Source organism: Planktothricoides raciborskii GIHE-MW2, assembly GCF_040564635.1.
Lineage (GTDB): Bacteria > Cyanobacteriota > Cyanobacteriia > Cyanobacteriales > Laspinemataceae > Planktothricoides > Planktothricoides raciborskii.
This window is the reverse complement of sequence record NZ_CP159837.1, coordinates 6060417-6076504: the sequence shown is the minus strand read 5'-3', so window position 1 is coordinate 6076504 and position 16088 is coordinate 6060417. Positions and strand designations below refer to the sequence as shown.

The window sequence follows — 16088 nt, the reverse complement described above, 5'->3', positions numbered from 1 at the left end:
CCACAGAGACACAGAGAATCACCGAGAAAAGATAATATCAATAAAAAAAGCCCCCCTTTTTCAGGGGGTTGGGGGTATCTTTTAACCAAAAATACTGCCAAAAAATTCGATCGCCTCTTTCAAAGCCGCAATAAACACATCAATTTCTGCACGAGTATTATAAAAATATAAACTAGCCCGTGCGGTAGACTGAGCATGAATTACTCGGTGTAAAGGTTGAGTGCAATGGTGTCCGGCGCGAATCGCCACCCCCGCTTGATCTAAAATAGTAGATAAATCATGGGGATGAACTGCCCCACAGGTAAAAGAGGCTAAACTAGCACGACCAGACCCGTCTGCTTTTGGTTGTGGGCCATATAATTTAAGGTCGGGAATTTGGTTTAATTGCTCAAACAAATAAGCGGTCAATTCATGCTCATAATCGGCAATTTTATCCATACCGATCGCACTTAGATAATCCACTGCTGCCCCCAGAGAAACTGCCTCAGCGATCGCTGGAGTTCCTGCCTCAAACTTATGGGGTAAATCCGCATAAGTAGAATGGTCTAAATACACATCGGCAATCATCTCCCCACCGCCCAAAAATGGTGGCATTGCCCGCAAAACCGCTAACTTACCATAGAGAAAACCAATCCCCGTCGCCGCACACATCTTATGGCCAGAAGCCACAAACCAATCGCAATCAATATCCTGCACATCAATCGCCATGTGCGGCGTACTTTGGCAACCATCTACTAATACTTTTGCCCCATATTCATGGGCTAAAGCGGCAATTTCTTTCACCGGATTAATACAACCCAAAGTATTAGAAACATGAACCACCCCGACTAACTTAGTTTTCTCGGAAAGCAGGGTTTTAAACTGTTCCATATTGAACTCTTGGGTTTCCGTGAGTTCCACAAATTTCAACACCGCCCCGGTCCGTTGGGCAATAATTTGCCAAGGCACTAAATTACTGTGGTGTTCCATCACCGTGAGGATAATTTCATCTCCGGGCTGTAAAGTCCCTAATCCCCAACTGTAGGCCACTAAATTAATCGCTTCACTGGCATTACGGGTATAGACAATTTCTTGAGAAGAAGCGGCATTAATAAATTTAGCCACTTTTTCTCTAGCCCCTTCATAAGCATCCGTTGCCCGCGAACTTAAAGTATGAACGCCTCGGTGAACATTGGCATTACTATGGTAATAATATTCTTCCAAAGCTTTGAGCACCTGAACGGGCTTTTGGGACGTAGCGGCATTATCCAGATAAACTAAGGGTTTGCCGTTAACTTCTTCTAGCAAAATAGGGAAGTCACTACGCAATTTTTGAAATTCTTCGGCTAGGCTTTTTTCTTGAATAGCAATCATGGTATTTGGGGGAGAGGAAATAAAATTAATTACCAGGGCTTCGGAGCGCGGTTTTCTATAGAATAGACCAAATATAGCGGTTATTGTCCGAATTACAGAGGTTTTCTGGATTCCCGCCTGCGCGGGAATGACAGGTTTTTTTTGGACTTCATAACTATGACAATCTTACGGATATTTGTGGTTGATTAATATGAAAACCGCTTTAATTAACAGTAGGGTGGGCATTGCCCACCCTAATAGCGAAACATTCGAGATTAAATGTTGTCGATTTTTCCAAGAAACCGGGTTTCTTAAAGAAACCCGGTTTCTGCGGTCATGGTTCGCCTCTAATGGCAATTAATGACTGGTTAGACAGGCAAGACAACGAGATAGCCGGTTTGCCAGAGAAGGTACGGGCAATTTTTCCAAGATTTCCCCGGCAAAACCGTCAATTAATAAGTTGCGACTGGTGACTGGATCTAAGCCGCGACTTTGCAAATAGAACATTTCTTCGGCTTCTAACTGGCTGACCGTAGCGCCGTGGGTGCATTTGACATCATCGGCAATAATTTCTAGTTGCGGTTTGGTGTCTACCCGACCTTTGCGCGATAGGATTAAGTTCCGATTCAGTTGGCTGGCATCAGTCAGTTGGGCAGCTTTGGCAACAAAGACCCGACCGTTAAACACGCTATGGGCGCGATCTTCTACGATACATTTTTGTAGTTGGGCAACCATCCCATGAGGATGGTTCAGGACTACGTTGCTGTGAGTATCCGCTAGTTGTTCCCCACCAATGACGGTTAAACCGTTGAGGGTGGTTTGGGTGCCTTCGCCTTTTTGATAAATTTCTAGGTTATGCCGAGAAATTTTACTGCCGGTGTTGACTTCAATGCAGGAATAGCGGCTATCTTTGGCTTGGGCGATCGCACTCTTGCCAATATGGAAACTATTCGCTGCTTCTCGTTGGATGCGGGTATGGTTCACTTCCGCATTTTGCCCCAGATAAATTTCCGTGACCGTATTGGTAAAATAGGGCTGAGTTTCCGCCGTGGCACACCATTCGCGATCGGCTACTATATATTCTTCAATTACGGTGGCAGCACTGCCCGGTTCCGCAACCACCAAAGTCCGGGGTTGAATTAAAGCCGGAGTTTCCCTTGTCACCGAAATAAATAGCAGATGAATGGGCGTTTCTACGGCCACATTTTTACCCAGCCAAATTACAGCCGCATCATTTAATCCCGCAGTGTTCAGGGCGGTGAAAACTTCCTGTGTCCCTTCCTGGTTGGCTAAATATTCCGGTAGGCGATCGCGCAACTCAGCCGGTAATTGTGCCAAATTGCCGATAAATAATCCTTGAGGTAAACCCGCAACCGCACTTAATTCTTGGGAATAGCGGCCATTGACAAACACCAATCGCCGATCGACTTTAGACAATATCTTAATATTGTCAATTAAATTGCCAAGGGTTCCCAGGGGCAACTCAAAAGCCGCCGCCCTTTGAAACGGCACTGCTGCCAAGGGTGCCAGGTTGGTAAACCGCCAATTCTCATCTCGTGTCGTCGGCATTCCCAACTCCCGCACCACAGCCGCTGCATTATCCCGCAATTGCTGTAACCAAGCATCGGTTGGGGTTGCGCCATTGATTGCTTCCGAAAGCAAGCGAGCGATCGCCGAAATTTCTGATTTAGTCGCAATTTGCATAGTCATTACACCCCTACCTTAGCGGTCAATTCTTCACCGATCCAGTCATAGCCGCGACTTTCTAATTCCAGGGCTAATTCCTTACCGCCACTGGTAATAATTCGTCCTGCTTCCATCACATGAACATAATCCGGCACAATATAATCTAATAAGCGCTGATAGTGGGTAATTACTAACATTGCGTTCTCAGCATTAGCCAGTTGATTTACCCCATTAGCGACAATTTTCAAAGCATCAATATCTAAACCCGAATCGGTTTCATCTAAAATTGCCAGACTAGGTTCTAAGATAGCCATTTGCACAATTTCATTGCGCTTTTTCTCCCCACCAGAAAACCCTTGATTCACGCTCCGTTTGAGGAAAGCGGGATTCATTTGCACAACTTCCAGCTTTTCCGCAATCACATCTTCAAAATCAAATGCATCTAATTCTGCCAATCCTTGATATTTCCGACGGGCATTACAAGAAGCTTTCAAAAAGTCCAGATTACTGACTCCAGGAATTTCTACGGGATATTGAAAAGCTAAAAATAGCCCAGAACAAGCCCGTTCTTCTGGGTCTAATTCCAGTAAATTTTTTCCTTGAAAAATCACCTCACCGCCGGTGACTTCATAAGCGGGATGTCCGGCTAATACCTTGGATAAGGTACTTTTACCAGAGCCATTTTTACCCATAATGGCGTGGATTTCACCGGCTTTAATTTCTAGATTGACTCCTTTGAGAATTTTCTGCCCATCCACATTAGCGGTCAGATTTCTAATTGACAGAATTACTTCACTATTTTCAATAATCATAATTTGTTTGATTTGATTTCCTGGAACATATTTTTTGGTTCTTTGATGAACCCGCACAATTAACCAGAAACCGGGTTTCTTTGAGAAAAAGATTTCCCCAGAAAGCAAGGGAAGAAACCCGGTTTCTCGGTCTAAGCCAGCTTAACCCACCGATCCTTCTAACTTCAGACTTAAGAGGCGATCGGCTTCTACGGCAAATTCCATCGGCAATTGATTAAACACATCTTTGCAGAAACCGCTAATCATCATGCTGACAGCATCCTCAGCGGAAATACCCCGCTGGGCTAAGTAGAAAAGTTGGTCTTCCCCAATCTTAGAAGTAGAAGCTTCATGTTCTACTTTTGCCCCCGGATTTTGCACTTGAATATAGGGGAAAGTATTCGCTTGAGCATTATCCCCAATCAGCATAGAATCACACTGAGAATAATTTCGTGCTCCTTCTGCCCCCGGTCCAATTTTCACCAAACCGCGATAGCTATTTTTGGATTTACCCGCCGAAATACCTTTAGAAATAATGGTGCTGCGAGTGTTTTTGCCGATATGTACCATTTTGGTGCCGGTGTCCGCTTGCTGACAGTTATTGGTCAGGGCTACGGAGTAAAATTCGCCCACGGAATTATCGCCCACGAGCACGCAACTGGGATATTTCCAAGTAATTGCCGAACCTGTTTCGACTTGAGTCCAAGAAATCTTAGAATTTACCCCTTGGCAAAGTCCGCGTTTGGTGACGAAATTGTAAATTCCGCCTTTGCCGTTTTCATCTCCGGCATACCAGTTTTGCACGGTGGAATATTTAATGTCTGCATTGTCCAGGGCGACCAATTCCACTACGGCAGCGTGGAGTTGGTTGGTGTCGAACATGGGGGCGGTGCAACCTTCTAAGTAGGAAACTTGGCTGCCTTCATCGGCAATAATTAAGGTGCGCTCAAACTGCCCCGAATCACCATTATTAATTCTGAAGTAGGTGGACAATTCCATCGGGCATTTGACCCCTTTGGGAATGTACACAAAAGACCCGTCGCTGAATACGGCGGAGTTGAGGGCGGCGTAGAAGTTATCGCTTACGGGGACGACGCTACCGAGATATTTTTCGATCAGTTCGGGGTATTCGTGGACTGCTTCAGAAATTGAGCAGAAGATCACCCCTTCTTTGGCCAGTTTTTCCCGAAAGGTGGTGGCAATGGAAACACTGTCAAATACGGCATCGACGGCCACATTGCTGAGGCGTTTTTGCTCGGAAAGGGGGATGCCCAGTTTTTCAAAGGTTTCTAGTAAAGCTGGATCTACGTCATCTAAGCTGTTGAGCTTTTCTTTTTTCTGTTTGGGGGCAGAGTAGTAAATAATGTCTTGATAGTTGATGGGCGGATAGTTGACATGAGCCCAGGCTGGTTCCTGCATGGTCAGCCATTTCCGGTAAGCTTTGAGGCGAAATTCCAGCATGAACTCCGGCTCATTTTTTTTGGCGGAGATCAGGCGAACTACGTCTTCGCTGAGTCCCGGTGGCAAAGTGTCAGATTCGATGTTCGTCACGAACCCATATTTGTAGGGTTGGTTGACTAGGGTTTTTACTGAGGCGCTCATTGTGTGTGTGTTCTCTTTGTCTAGAAGGTGGTAGATCGGCTTTACCAGCTTAAGATTACTGCTTAATTGGGTATTTATGATGACCAAGGGCTGATGATGATGAAATCATCAAACCATGATGATTGATCTAAGGTGATTTTAAGCTGGATTGGTGGTGGCCCGAATTTGCTCAAAGGTAATTTGTTGTCGATCCCCGGCAAAATCATTGTCGGGAGTTAAAAACAACATACAGTGACATTCTTTCCGTTCCCTCATGGGGACGCAAGGGCAGTTCCAGTAAGCGGCTTTCGCTTCCGCTGCTTTGTCTTCGTAATGGCGACAAGGACATAGGGGCGACCCTAGGTCTTCTTTGTGTTTGGCCAAGCCTTCGATGACTACAGCGGTGACGCCGAGATCGGCACAGAAGTAGGTGCCGGTGCGTTTGGCGTATTGTTCGGCAAATTGCCGCATGGCTTCTAGGTTTTTGTCTGTAGCTGGTAAATTTTGTGTACTTTGGTTCATTCGCTGACTGGTATAAAGAGCTTTTTTGGTTGGCGGACGTTGTTGTCCACGGTGGTTCATCTGTATATATATAATGAGATTAAACAACAGCCTTGTTGCTTAACTTTTATTTTAGGGTACTTTAGCAACATTACTGTTGTCAAAGTTCCCGCGAGATTTTTTTTATTGCACATTTTGGTCAGCGAGAACAGGTAAGAGGATGACACCCAGTCAGCAGCAATCCACCAAAGATGATATCCTGCAATTTTTAAGAAAGCAGGGTCAAGCAACGGCGCAAGAGTTGGCAGAGCAGTTAAATATTAGTCCCCAAGCGATTCGACGCCATCTGAAGGATTTAGAGGCGAATCACTTGATTTCCCATGAGTTGATTCAGGAGCGAATGGGGCGCCCGCAGTATCTTTACCAGTTGACCGAGAAAGGGCGCGATCGCTTTCCCCATCGTTATGATGAGTTTGCGGTTTCCCTGCTGGATGCTCTGGCGGAAACTGTGGGTCCCGAACAGGTGAGCTTGATTTTGCAGAAGCAGTGGGAACGCAAAGCGATTGATTATCGCGATCGCCTGGGGGGGGGCACCCTAGAAAAGCGGGTGGCGGCTTTGGTAGAACTGCGTAAAATCGAGGGCTATATGGCGGAGTGGCATCCGGTGGAACAGAATGGGACCAGCAAGGGCGATCGCTTTCTGATTACGGAACATAATTGCGCGATTTCTAATGTAGCGGAGTCTTTCCCTAGGGTTTGCGATCATGAATTAGAAATGTTTGCTAGTGTTTTGCCAGACTGTGTGGTAGAACGGACTTTTTGGATGATTAATGGTGAGCATCGCTGTGGCTATTTAGTTAAGCCTCGTGAGTTGGATTAAGAATGGGATTTTCCCCGCATCCCAAGGGCGGGAATCTTTTAAGCATAATCAAGCATAATTTTTAGAATAATTAACCGCTTAAACGGTTATATTTTATGTTGTAAATATGAAATATTACGAAATATTACTATGATACCTGAATCACAATCTAGCCCACAATTTTTAACCCCGGAAGAGTCTAGCGCGGTGGATGGGGCTTTGCTGGCATCCCATGAGAAGTTTTTAACCCGGTTGACGATTTCTTCTTTAAAGCTGTTGAAACATATTGCCCAAGATACTGGGGTGGCGATGGAGGATTTGACCCCCCAGCAGGTGATTGCTTGGTTTGAACAGGATGGTAAGATTCGCCGGGAACAAGGGGTTGAGGCGGCGTTTTTGAAGTGGTAACGGGCTGAATTTACCCGTTAATCCCGATCGGATTTAGTATTTATGCTTTGAATTCGCGATCGCTCTCTTTTGACCAAGGGCGATCGGGCGAATTTTTGCCAGTTTTTTTGGGGGCGATCGCACAATTCCCCAGCGATCGACTGATTTATATCAGTAGGAATTATTGCTGATTCGCCCCAGAAATCCTCCCAGTTAAACGGATTAAATATTTAAGATTTACTTAATTATTTACTTAACTTAATAATGATAGGAGTCAATACTACCAAAACAGTTAACTTTGGTGTCAAATGCTTGTAATTTTATCCCAAAGTGCTTAAAGTAAAAATTGAAGCAAGTTTAGCTTCCCTGGCAGATACATCAGCGCCAAGTTACAAGTAGTTTCGTCAAAGAGGTAAAACGACGCTGTTTAAACTATCGTCTGTCTCGTCAAGTCCAAACAGCACCCAACTTGAAGTCTCAAACTTCCTATTTTTGTGAACTGGGAGCACCGTGCTTGAGAATGCTCAAGATTCGACTCCAGATATGCTCAAAAAATGGTAGGAAGTCACTGAGTGAGTAAAGGCTGGGTGCTGTTTTTGTTTGGGATTTTTTCATGGATTCAAGGTTGCGGAAATTAATTAGTCCCTCAAAAGATAATTTCGGCAAAATGTAAAGTTTAGTTGCAATTTCTTGCCATTCAAAAAAAAGGTGCTACATTATAAATTGAAGCTATGAAGTAAGCTTCCCTGACAGATACTTCAGCGCGATGTCCATGTTAGTTGAGAGGTAAACCACGCTGTTTCACTACAAATCTGTCTCGTCCACCGAAAACAGAACCCAGCATCTGGTCTGATGCTTCCTAGATTGGTAACGCGGAAATTATGCAGAGAAAACTGGTAGGTATCTGTATATCCGCTGTAGCTCCGACGGAAAAGGAAGTGAGGACATCTAAGGATGCTGGGTTTTGTTGTTTGTTGATTGTTGGTTGTTGGTTGTTGGTTGGGGAAAGTGAAAAGTTAAAAGTTAAAAGTGAAAAGTTAAAAGTGAAAAGAATTATCACTATTCACTATTCACTATTCACTATTCACTCTCCCCTCTGCCCCTCCGCTCCTCTGCCCCTCCGCTCCTCTGCCCCTCCGCTCCCAACACCCCACACCCTACACCCTACACCCTACACCGATGGCAGCCCCACACCGATGGCGGCCCCACACCCCTTTGCCTTAACTAATAACTGATAAATTAAAGTGTTCACTCATTAGAGTGTAAAGTTTACTTGCAATTGCTGGTAATTTATCAAAAAAGTGCTAGATTAAATATTGAAGCTAATTGATGAGCTTCCCTGGCAGATAGCACAGCGCGATGTCCATGTTTGTAATAGAAAAGAGGTAAAACACGCTGTTTAACTTTTCATCTGTCTCGTCAACCAAAAACAGTGCCCAACTTGAAGTCTGATACTTCCTCCTCTAGGAAAAAGGGAGCCCTGCAAATTAGCCCAAAGCGGCAAAAGCAACTCCAGATTATATCCATTAAAAAGAGGCAGTCACTCAGCTAGTAAAGGCTGGGTGCTGTTTTTTTGTGCTGTTTTTTTGGCTTCCAAGAAGCGGAATAGAAAGAGGTATAAATAGGGGCGATCGCTACGATTTCCTTGCACTTCAGTCGATGCCACCATCCTCTAGATGAGGAATTGGTTCATGGGCTAGTTCAAATACTAAACGCTGTGGATGCACCAGATCCAGAGCAAATTGTCCGGCGCGATTCCGCTTCATCGGATCGAATGGCGCGATCGCCCTTTAAAGGATGGGGGCGACCTGCCTGAAGCTCTGTCACATTAGCGGCTGCGATCGAATCAGCTAAACGTGCTTTCAGTTTCCGCGCCATATTTTTTCCTACGTCACCAACCGCAACTTTAGCCCCAGCTTTTCCGCCTGCGTAACCTAGAATAGAGGAAACAGACTCTAGATTTTTGTGGCGATATGGACAGAATCTCAGTGGCTCCTCACATTCACTTTGGCAAACCTTGCATCTCTGGTACGCGCATTACCGTGCAAAGTGTTTTGGAATTGCTTAATGAAGGACTTTCCTTTGAGGCGATTATTCAGGATTACTACCCTGACTGGCAAACTGAGGATATTCGTGCTTGCCTAAGATATGCGATCGCACTTGTGGCGGCTGAGGACATTCACCTAGTGTCAGCTTAATTAAGAACTTACTGGTGCATTTGTAGTGGTAGAACCAGATGGACATAGATTTAGGAAACCACCTCTGTAGAAGAGTCAGCCACAAAGTAAATTGCTCCAGCAAAATTTCAACTTCAATAACTGCTGAATTGTTCTAGCGGTGAGCAACCAGAGATTTTACAGCCAAACTCGGAATTGCTGGATTTAGCGTTTCTGCAAGCGGGCGAGGGAGTAGCAGACAAAAATTAATCAACCGGACATAACATTATGAAAAATTTAATCTAATCCATGAAAACCGATAGCCTATTTTACAATATATTCCAACAATTTCCCTTTGTTTTCTTCGCTCTCCTGGGCATACCAGACGAGGCTACCAATCAATACCAATTTACTTCGCAAGAAGTGAAACAATTAGCCTTTCGTCTAGATGGTTTATTTCTGCCAATTATCCCAGATTCTCAACTACCATTCTACATTGTGGAGGTGCAATTTCAACCAGATCCAAACTTGTACTATCGTTTATTTGCCGAACTATTTATTTATCTCAGACAATACCAACCGCAGCATCCTTGGCAATTGGTAATAATATACCCAAATCGCCAAACTGAAAGAGAAAATAACATCCACTTTCAGTCAATCCTGGCACTTCCTAACATCACCCGTATTTACATCGATGAACTGAGTACGACAGCAACCGCACCCCTACCGATAAAATTACTTAAACTGATCGTTGAACCAGAAGATACAGCCGCAGATTTAGCTATAAATTTAGCTGAACAAGTTCGCACAGAAATACCAAATATCGCGGTCAGCGAGAGGTTTATCGAATTACTAGAAACCATCGTTTTTTACAAGTTACCCCAAAAATCCAGAGAGGAAATTGCCGCTATGTTTAACCTGAGTGACTTAAAGAAAACCAGAGTTTACCAAGAGATTCAGGCTGAGGTACAAGCTGAAGCTAAACAGCGAGAAAAAGCTGCAATCCTCAGAATGTTTAATCGGGGATTAGCTACAGAAGAAATTGCTACATTTTTAGATTTGTCTGTAGCTGAAGTAGAAGCGACTATCGCGGAATCTGAACAAAATTAATCGAGTGATAAATTGTAGGTTGGGTTTATCAACTCAACCTACACATATCTAGAAAATGTCATGGTTTACAAGTTACCCCAAAAATCCAGAGAGGAAATTGCCGCCATGTTTAACCTGAGTGACTTAAATAAAACCAGAGTTTACCAAGAGATTCAGGCTGAGGTACAAGCTGAAGCACAGGCTGAGTTACAAAAAGCTAAACAGCGAGAAAAAGCTGCAATTCTCAGAATGTTTAATCGGGGATTAGCTACAGAAGAAATTGCTACATTTTTAGATGTGTCTGTAGCTGAAGTAGAAGCAAATATAGCGGAAGCTTAACAAAATTAATCGAGGTATAAATCGAAATATGATTCAATAACTGCTGAATTTTACTAGGGGTGAAGAAGTAGATATTTTAGAGTAAAACTCGGATTTACTGGACTTGGAGTTTCTGCAAGTTTGCGAGGCAGAAATGGTTTCACAACCGCCACCCACAGGCCCTTAGTCCAAACCTCCGACAATGCGATGGCAGGTATTAGGGGGCTGGAGAAAAACTGATTCCTCAATTAGTATTTATCTTGTTTCGAGGCAGCTTACTTGACAAATTTGTGTTAAAATTCAACTAACGATTTAGTTCTAACCCAGAAAATCGCCGTATGCCTTCTCAAGACTTTGCTAAAACACATACTGACCTTTACACTAAGGCGACAAAACTTTTGCAGTATTTGCGAGAGATTAGAGCAAGTCGGTGGCTCGAAGGCGATGCCGCCAGTGAGTTAAGGAAAGTTGAGACAGATATCAGTCAAACTTTAGCTGATTTACAGGCTCAAAAGTATCAAGCAGCAGCAATTTCGGTTCAGCGTGTAGGTAAAAGTACCTTTCTAAATGCTGTTATTGGCGAGGATATACTGGCAACTGACACAGAATCTTGTACTGTCTGCCGTACCGATATCCGACACATTCCAGTCGGACAAGTTCCTCGACTTTTGGAGTATCGGCAGGGGCAACAGCAACCAATTGTCATTGCACAAGGGGATGCCCAGAAAATTCGACATAAGTTTTTAGAATATACCCGCGAGATTCGACAAAAAAACAACCCCTATCACACTCTTCGCTTTGAACTAGAACATCCTATCGAAGTTGCTAGTACCATTCCCTTTCTGGCTGGTTTTACTTTAGTTGACACGCCTGGTTCTAACGAGTGGAAGTCTTCAAAATTTGACACAACTCCACTCAAGCAAGCTTCTCTGGAAGCATTACACAACAGTGATGTAATTTTGTTTATCTTAGATTACAACAATTACAAGACGAATGAAGTAGCTGAATTGTTCAGGGAAATAGGAAAAAACCGTCAAGATTTCTTATTAAAAAGCTGGCATAAGGTTTTCTTTATTCTGAATAAGGTAGATATGAAAGAGGAGCATTCTCGTAAAATCGAGGATGTGATCATGGACTTGAAACAAACATTGATGAATGATTTTCGCTTTTCTGAACCAATTATTTATCCTGCTAGTGCTAAACAAGGACTGCTGGCTAAACTCATTTTAAAAGGGATAGCGACTGAAAGTCATCATAAAGAATTTAGAAAAATTATTGGTCAGACTTACAGTAGAGTTGATGCCTCCGGTGGCTCTTACACACCGCCATTGTCAGAGATTGCGCCATCAGCTTTAATAGATAGTGGTATTTCTAATCTTGAAGAAACGGCGATTAAAAGTATTCTTCAGAATTCTGGCTATAATCTTCTTGTTAAAGTTTTATTAATTCTAGACATCAAGGTAGAAGATACTCAAAAAATCCTGATCAACCAGTCTAATATAAGAAAAAACTATATCCAGTCCCAGAAAGCCAAAATAACTGAATGGATGGAAAAGATAGAATTTATTTCTAATCAATATAAACAGCTTCGGGATATTTTACAAAGCCATAAAGAGGCTTTATTTGATGCGCTTAATCAGCAGATAGATAGTTTCTGTGATTCAGCAAAATCAAGTATAGAGTCAGAAATTGAAGAAATGGAAAGAGAGAAAGGTGGTCGTTGGTACACATCATATTATAGCCCAGATTGGTATAGTTCTTATATTGCCCCACGAACACGAAATTCATTGTATGGATTTGAGGAAGCAAGCTCATCTAGAGCAAAAATGGTAGAGATTGCACAAGAAGCTGAACCGCTGATTTATAGTCGTTGCAATTCTGTTTATAAAAACCAAATTAGTTTTTTGCAAAAGCAGCTTAATTTAGAAGCGAAAAACGTTAGGAAAAAATTATTGGCTTTTTGGCCGATAAGAATTGAAGAATTATCACAATTTTTTTTCATATACATAGGCTCTAAAATAGAATTAAAGTTATAAGACAAATATGATATGGGAATAGATGATTTTCAATTAACAGGAATTGAAATTCCCATTAAAGAATACGACTATATTCAGGAAGGCTGTATTGGTGATGGTGAGTGGGTGGACTTTTACTACATGGGACATCAAATGGATTTTCACAAAATCTTCAGTCAATTTAATAGTCAAATAAACCAGCATAGAGAGCAGATGAAGCAAATTATTTATAGTTCTCTAGAACAAGATTTTTCCCAATTCATTTGCGGGTTAGATAAAATTAATGATTTTAAGAGCCTATTTCAAGTGAAGTTGAATAACTTGTGGAACGAACTTCAGCAGAAAGAAGCTAAAAATAAGCTAATTATTGAAAGTCTTGATTCTCACAGTAGCAAACTTAATGATTATCGGAGAGAGTTAGCCGCTATTCGGGGTTATATCGATAATTGGAAGCCATAGTATATTTATTTCGACTTCATTTCCTCACTTATTCCCCAACGCCGCCACCACCTCTTCCCTATCCCATGTGCCTATTGCCAAATTATCACCATACTCGGTGAATGGAATAGGCATCAAAGGCCGAATATCGTTAAAATGTGTTTTGGTAATTTCCCAACCATTACCATGTATTTTTATGGCCTAAATAAGATGTATAAATAAGATTTAGTCTGCGATGAATATGCTCTATAATTTTGCATTAGGGTTTAGTTGAAAATATCTTTGGGCAACAATATCTGAATTTTATCAATCATGGAAGTATGGACGGCAAGCCGGGGATCGATCTCCGGGGCATATATACCGGCAGGAGATGCAATATTTTGAGGCGATCGCCAATCTTCTATGGCGATTATTTATGTGCCGATTTCTGTAGCGATCTAGGGCAAAAAAAACAAAAAAACCTTTTTAGTAAATTATAGGGAAATTTACTAAAAAAGTTCAGGAAAAATTTTAGAGATTCTCTACCGGGAGAGAGTCTCAACTATTATTAAGATTTTTCCATTTTATTTAATAAAAATTAATAGTTTTTCCTGACTTTTGACCTTATAATGTGATTAAACGTAATTAGTTGAACAATAGATAATGCTAGATTTCATTTTAGCCAATTGAGCTAAAAAATACTAACTTAAATCTACGTTACTGCTAGACAGTTGGCTATTTTAACCTCATTTTTACCTAAATGGCTGAAATTTCAATTTTTCTTAAGTTTTGAAGGAGAAGAAGCAAGCTATGACTGATAAAGTTGCATCGGGCGTGCGGAATGTGGCAATTGTTGGCCCTTACTTAAGTGGTAAAACTTCATTTTTGGAAAGTGTCCTGTATGTCACCAACGCCATTAGCCGCAAAGGGAGCATCAAAGATGGCAATACCGTTGGGGACAGTTCCGCTGAAGCTCGCGCCCGTCAAATGAGTGTGGAAGTATGCGCCGCCAGCACAGTTTATCAAGACATTCGCTTCAACTTTCTTGACTGTCCAGGTTCAGTAGAATTTGCCCAAGAAACTTACAATGCGCTGATGGGTGCCGGAGCCGCGATCGTGGTTTGCGAAGCGGAAGTCAGCCGCGTTCTCACCCTCTCACCGATTTTTAAATTTTTAGATGACTGGGAAATTCCCCACATTGTTTTTATCAACAAAATGGATCGGTCAAAAAACAGTTTCATGGATGTACTCCATGCCCTGAAAACTGTTTCCAGCCGTCCTTTAGTGCCGCATCAATATCCCATTCGCAAAGGTGATGATCTAATTGGCTTTATCGACTTGGTAAGCGAGCAAGCCTATCATTACCATGCCGGGGCGGCGGCGGATCCCGTATCCATGCCGGAAGACCTGAAAGACGAAGAACACGCCGCTCGTCAGGAAATGCTCGAAGAGTTGGCCAATTTTGACGACCATCTCCTCGAAGAACTCTTAGAGGAAATCGAACCGTCCCAAGAGGAAATTGTTAAAGACCTGAAAATGGAATTAGGGGCGGATTTGATTGTGCCGGTGTTTATGGGCATTGCGGAGCAAGACTATGGGGTACGACCGCTTTTAGATGCCCTGGTTCGGGAAGCCCCAGAACCCAGCTTAACCGCCGAACGCCGAGGATTGAAGCCCAATGCCCAGGAGACGGTGGCACAAGTGGTGAAAACCTATTACACCCCTCAAGGCGGTAAACTCTCTCTGGTGCGGGTTTGGCAAGGGGAACTCACTGATGGCACGAGCTTAAATGGCGTGCGCGTTGGTGGGATGTATCAGATGATGGGTCAACAAACCCAAAGCTTGCAGACCGCTTCAGCCGGGGATTTGGTGGCGTTGGCTCGGATGGAAGGAATTGCTACCGGGGATATTTTGACGGCGAGTAATGCCAAGTTAAAAGTAGATTTACCCAAAGCACCAATGATTCCGCCAGTGTTTGCTTTGGCGGTGACGACGGAAAAACGCAGTGATGAGGTAAAAATCAGTGCGGCGATGAGTAAACTCCTGGAAGAAGACCCATCTTTAACTTGGGAACAAAATGCGGATACCCACGAGATTGTTCTCTGGGGTCAGGGGGAAGTTCATCTGAAAGTGGCGCTCGATCGCCTACAGCGGAAGTATAATTTGCCGATGACCACTCATGTGCCCCAGGTTCCTTATAAGGAAACGATTCGCAAAGCAGCAGAGAAAGTACATGGACGCTATAAGCACCAAAGTGGCGGTCATGGGATGTTTGGGGATGTGTATCTGAGTATTCAGCCGCGAGAGCGTGGGCAAGGCTTTGAATTTAGCGAGAAGATTGTGGGCGGTGTGGTGCCGAAGCAGTATATCCCTGGGGTGGAAATTGGGGTGCGCGAGTCTTTGGTGAAAGGGCCGTTGGGCTTCCCCGTGGTGGATGTGGCGGTGACTTTAACCGATGGGTCTTATCACTCGGTGGATAGTTCTGAACAGTCGTTTAAGTTGGCAGCCCGGGCAGCGATGCAGGAAGGGATGGCCAAATGCAGTCCTACGTTGCTGGAACCCATTGCCTCGGTGGAGATTTGTGCTCCCAGTGATTTTACTTCCAATATGATGCAGATTATTAGTGGGCGTCGTGGCCAAATCCTCGGCTATGAACCCATGAGTGATTGGAAGGGCTGGGATAAGGTTTCGGCGTATTTGCCCCAATCGGAAATGCAGGATTTGATTGTGGAGTTGCGATCGCTCACAATGGGTGTCGGCTTCTTTAACTGGAAGTTCGATCGCCTCCAAGAAGTCCCGGATAAATTAGCCGAACGAGTTCTGGCTACCCAAAGCAGTTATAATGGCAAGGGTTAGCGATCGCTTTTGAGTATCCCTCAATGAGAAACCGGGTTTCTTCAAGAAACCCGGTTTCTGGGGTTTCTGGGGTTTCTGGCGTTTCTTTTTGGTCTGTCCC

The 16088-nt window shown here is 43.4% G+C and carries 15 protein-coding genes; 9 read left to right on the top strand and 6 right to left on the bottom strand.

All coding sequences use genetic code 11. The features are described from left to right. Window positions 1-81: 81 nt before the first annotated feature. Entirely contained in the window at window positions 82-1353 is a 1272-nt protein-coding gene (locus ABWT76_RS25910) for a SufS family cysteine desulfurase (RefSeq protein WP_354635183.1), read from the bottom strand. A gap of 190 nt (window positions 1354-1543) precedes the next feature. Here ABWT76_RS25910 and ABWT76_RS25905 point away from each other — a divergent pair, with 190 nt between their 5' ends. After that, entirely contained in the window at window positions 1544-1693 is a 150-nt protein-coding gene (locus ABWT76_RS25905; protein ID WP_354635182.1) for a hypothetical protein, read from the top strand. On the opposite strand, the gene sufD is transcribed toward ABWT76_RS25905, so the two are convergent. The 4 genes from sufD to ABWT76_RS25885 all read right to left on the bottom strand — a co-directional run bounded on the left by sufD (window position 1690) and on the right by ABWT76_RS25885 (window position 5912). Then, window positions 1690-3042, bottom strand: coding sequence for a Fe-S cluster assembly protein SufD (gene sufD, locus ABWT76_RS25900; RefSeq protein ID WP_354635181.1), 1353 nt, complete (start codon window positions 3040-3042; stop codon window positions 1690-1692). The genes ABWT76_RS25905 and sufD overlap by 4 nt on opposite strands. Next, window positions 3042-3830 (bottom strand): Fe-S cluster assembly ATPase SufC, encoded by a 789-nt coding sequence (gene sufC / locus ABWT76_RS25895; protein WP_054464908.1) that lies wholly within the window; start codon window positions 3828-3830, stop codon window positions 3042-3044. The genes sufD and sufC overlap by 1 nt, the downstream gene beginning before the upstream one ends. Before the next feature lie 141 nt (window positions 3831-3971). Beyond that, entirely contained in the window at window positions 3972-5411 is a 1440-nt protein-coding gene (sufB, locus tag ABWT76_RS25890; protein WP_054464882.1) for a Fe-S cluster assembly protein SufB, read from the bottom strand. A gap of 138 nt (window positions 5412-5549) precedes the next feature. After that, window positions 5550-5912: a ferredoxin-thioredoxin reductase catalytic domain-containing protein gene (locus ABWT76_RS25885; protein WP_354636441.1), complete on the bottom strand. Its 363-nt coding sequence runs from the start codon at window positions 5910-5912 to the stop codon at window positions 5550-5552. A 199-nt stretch (window positions 5913-6111) separates the two neighbouring features. Between ABWT76_RS25885 and sufR the strand changes: the two genes are divergently transcribed. Both sufR and ABWT76_RS25875 read left to right on the top strand, forming a co-directional pair. Then, window positions 6112-6771 carry an iron-sulfur cluster biosynthesis transcriptional regulator SufR gene (gene sufR, locus ABWT76_RS25880; protein ID WP_354635180.1) on the top strand — a complete coding sequence of 220 codons (660 nt, stop codon included), beginning with the start codon at window positions 6112-6114 and terminating at the stop codon, window positions 6769-6771. Window positions 6772-6900: 129 nt separating this feature from the next. After that, window positions 6901-7158, top strand: coding sequence for a hypothetical protein (locus ABWT76_RS25875; protein WP_054464880.1), 258 nt, complete (start codon window positions 6901-6903; stop codon window positions 7156-7158). Between the two features lie 1680 nt (window positions 7159-8838). Here the strand turns inward: ABWT76_RS25875 and ABWT76_RS25870 are convergent. After that, window positions 8839-9015 (bottom strand): hypothetical protein, encoded by a 177-nt coding sequence (locus tag ABWT76_RS25870; protein WP_156331526.1) that lies wholly within the window; start codon window positions 9013-9015, stop codon window positions 8839-8841. Between the two features lie 95 nt (window positions 9016-9110). On the opposite strand from ABWT76_RS25870, the gene ABWT76_RS25865 reads away from it, so the two are divergent. The 6 genes from ABWT76_RS25865 to ABWT76_RS25840 all read left to right on the top strand — a co-directional run bounded on the left by ABWT76_RS25865 (window position 9111) and on the right by ABWT76_RS25840 (window position 15988). Further along, window positions 9111-9335, top strand: a complete 225-nt coding sequence (locus tag ABWT76_RS25865) for a DUF433 domain-containing protein (RefSeq protein ID WP_054464879.1) — start codon at window positions 9111-9113, stop codon at window positions 9333-9335. A gap of 267 nt (window positions 9336-9602) precedes the next feature. Next, window positions 9603-10403 (top strand): Rpn family recombination-promoting nuclease/putative transposase, encoded by an 801-nt coding sequence (locus ABWT76_RS25860; protein WP_054464878.1) that lies wholly within the window; start codon window positions 9603-9605, stop codon window positions 10401-10403. A 60-nt stretch (window positions 10404-10463) separates the two neighbouring features. Beyond that, window positions 10464-10721, top strand: a complete 258-nt coding sequence (locus ABWT76_RS25855; protein ID WP_054464877.1) for a hypothetical protein — start codon at window positions 10464-10466, stop codon at window positions 10719-10721. Window positions 10722-11038: 317 nt separating this feature from the next. Beyond that, window positions 11039-12736, top strand: a complete 1698-nt coding sequence (locus tag ABWT76_RS25850; protein ID WP_054464876.1) for a dynamin family protein — start codon at window positions 11039-11041, stop codon at window positions 12734-12736. 12 nt (window positions 12737-12748) lie between these two features. Beyond that, a complete protein-coding gene (locus tag ABWT76_RS25845) occupies window positions 12749-13174 on the top strand; it encodes a hypothetical protein (protein ID WP_054464875.1) in 426 nt (141 codons plus the stop codon). Between the two features lie 768 nt (window positions 13175-13942). Beyond that, on the top strand, window positions 13943-15988 hold the full coding sequence (locus ABWT76_RS25840) for an elongation factor G (protein WP_354635179.1): 2046 nt from the start codon (window positions 13943-13945) through the stop codon (window positions 15986-15988). Window positions 15989-16088: the final 100 nt, after the last annotated feature.

Excerpts from the sequence above, each read along its gene's own strand:
- ABWT76_RS25910 (WP_354635183.1), bottom strand. The coding sequence starts at position 1,353 with ATGATTGCTATTCAAGAAAAAAGCCTAGCCGAAGAATTTCAAAAATTG.
- ABWT76_RS25905 (WP_354635182.1), top strand. The coding sequence starts at position 1,544 with ATGAAAACCGCTTTAATTAACAGTAGGGTGGGCATTGCCCACCCTAAT.
- sufD (WP_354635181.1), bottom strand. The coding sequence starts at position 3,042 with ATGACTATGCAAATTGCGACTAAATCAGAAATTTCGGCGATCGCTCGC.
- sufC (WP_054464908.1), bottom strand. The coding sequence starts at position 3,830 with ATGATTATTGAAAATAGTGAAGTAATTCTGTCAATTAGAAATCTGACC.
- sufB (WP_054464882.1), bottom strand. The coding sequence starts at position 5,411 with ATGAGCGCCTCAGTAAAAACCCTAGTCAACCAACCCTACAAATATGGG.
- ABWT76_RS25885 (WP_354636441.1), bottom strand. The coding sequence starts at position 5,912 with ATGAACCAAAGTACACAAAATTTACCAGCTACAGACAAAAACCTAGAA.
- sufR (WP_354635180.1), top strand. The coding sequence starts at position 6,112 with ATGACACCCAGTCAGCAGCAATCCACCAAAGATGATATCCTGCAATTT.
- ABWT76_RS25875 (WP_054464880.1), top strand. The coding sequence starts at position 6,901 with ATGATACCTGAATCACAATCTAGCCCACAATTTTTAACCCCGGAAGAG.
- ABWT76_RS25870 (WP_156331526.1), bottom strand. The coding sequence starts at position 9,015 with ATGGCGCGGAAACTGAAAGCACGTTTAGCTGATTCGATCGCAGCCGCT.
- ABWT76_RS25865 (WP_054464879.1), top strand. The coding sequence starts at position 9,111 with ATGGACAGAATCTCAGTGGCTCCTCACATTCACTTTGGCAAACCTTGC.
- ABWT76_RS25860 (WP_054464878.1), top strand. The coding sequence starts at position 9,603 with ATGAAAACCGATAGCCTATTTTACAATATATTCCAACAATTTCCCTTT.
- ABWT76_RS25855 (WP_054464877.1), top strand. The coding sequence starts at position 10,464 with ATGGTTTACAAGTTACCCCAAAAATCCAGAGAGGAAATTGCCGCCATG.
- ABWT76_RS25850 (WP_054464876.1), top strand. The coding sequence starts at position 11,039 with ATGCCTTCTCAAGACTTTGCTAAAACACATACTGACCTTTACACTAAG.
- ABWT76_RS25845 (WP_054464875.1), top strand. The coding sequence starts at position 12,749 with ATGGGAATAGATGATTTTCAATTAACAGGAATTGAAATTCCCATTAAA.
- ABWT76_RS25840 (WP_354635179.1), top strand. The coding sequence starts at position 13,943 with ATGACTGATAAAGTTGCATCGGGCGTGCGGAATGTGGCAATTGTTGGC.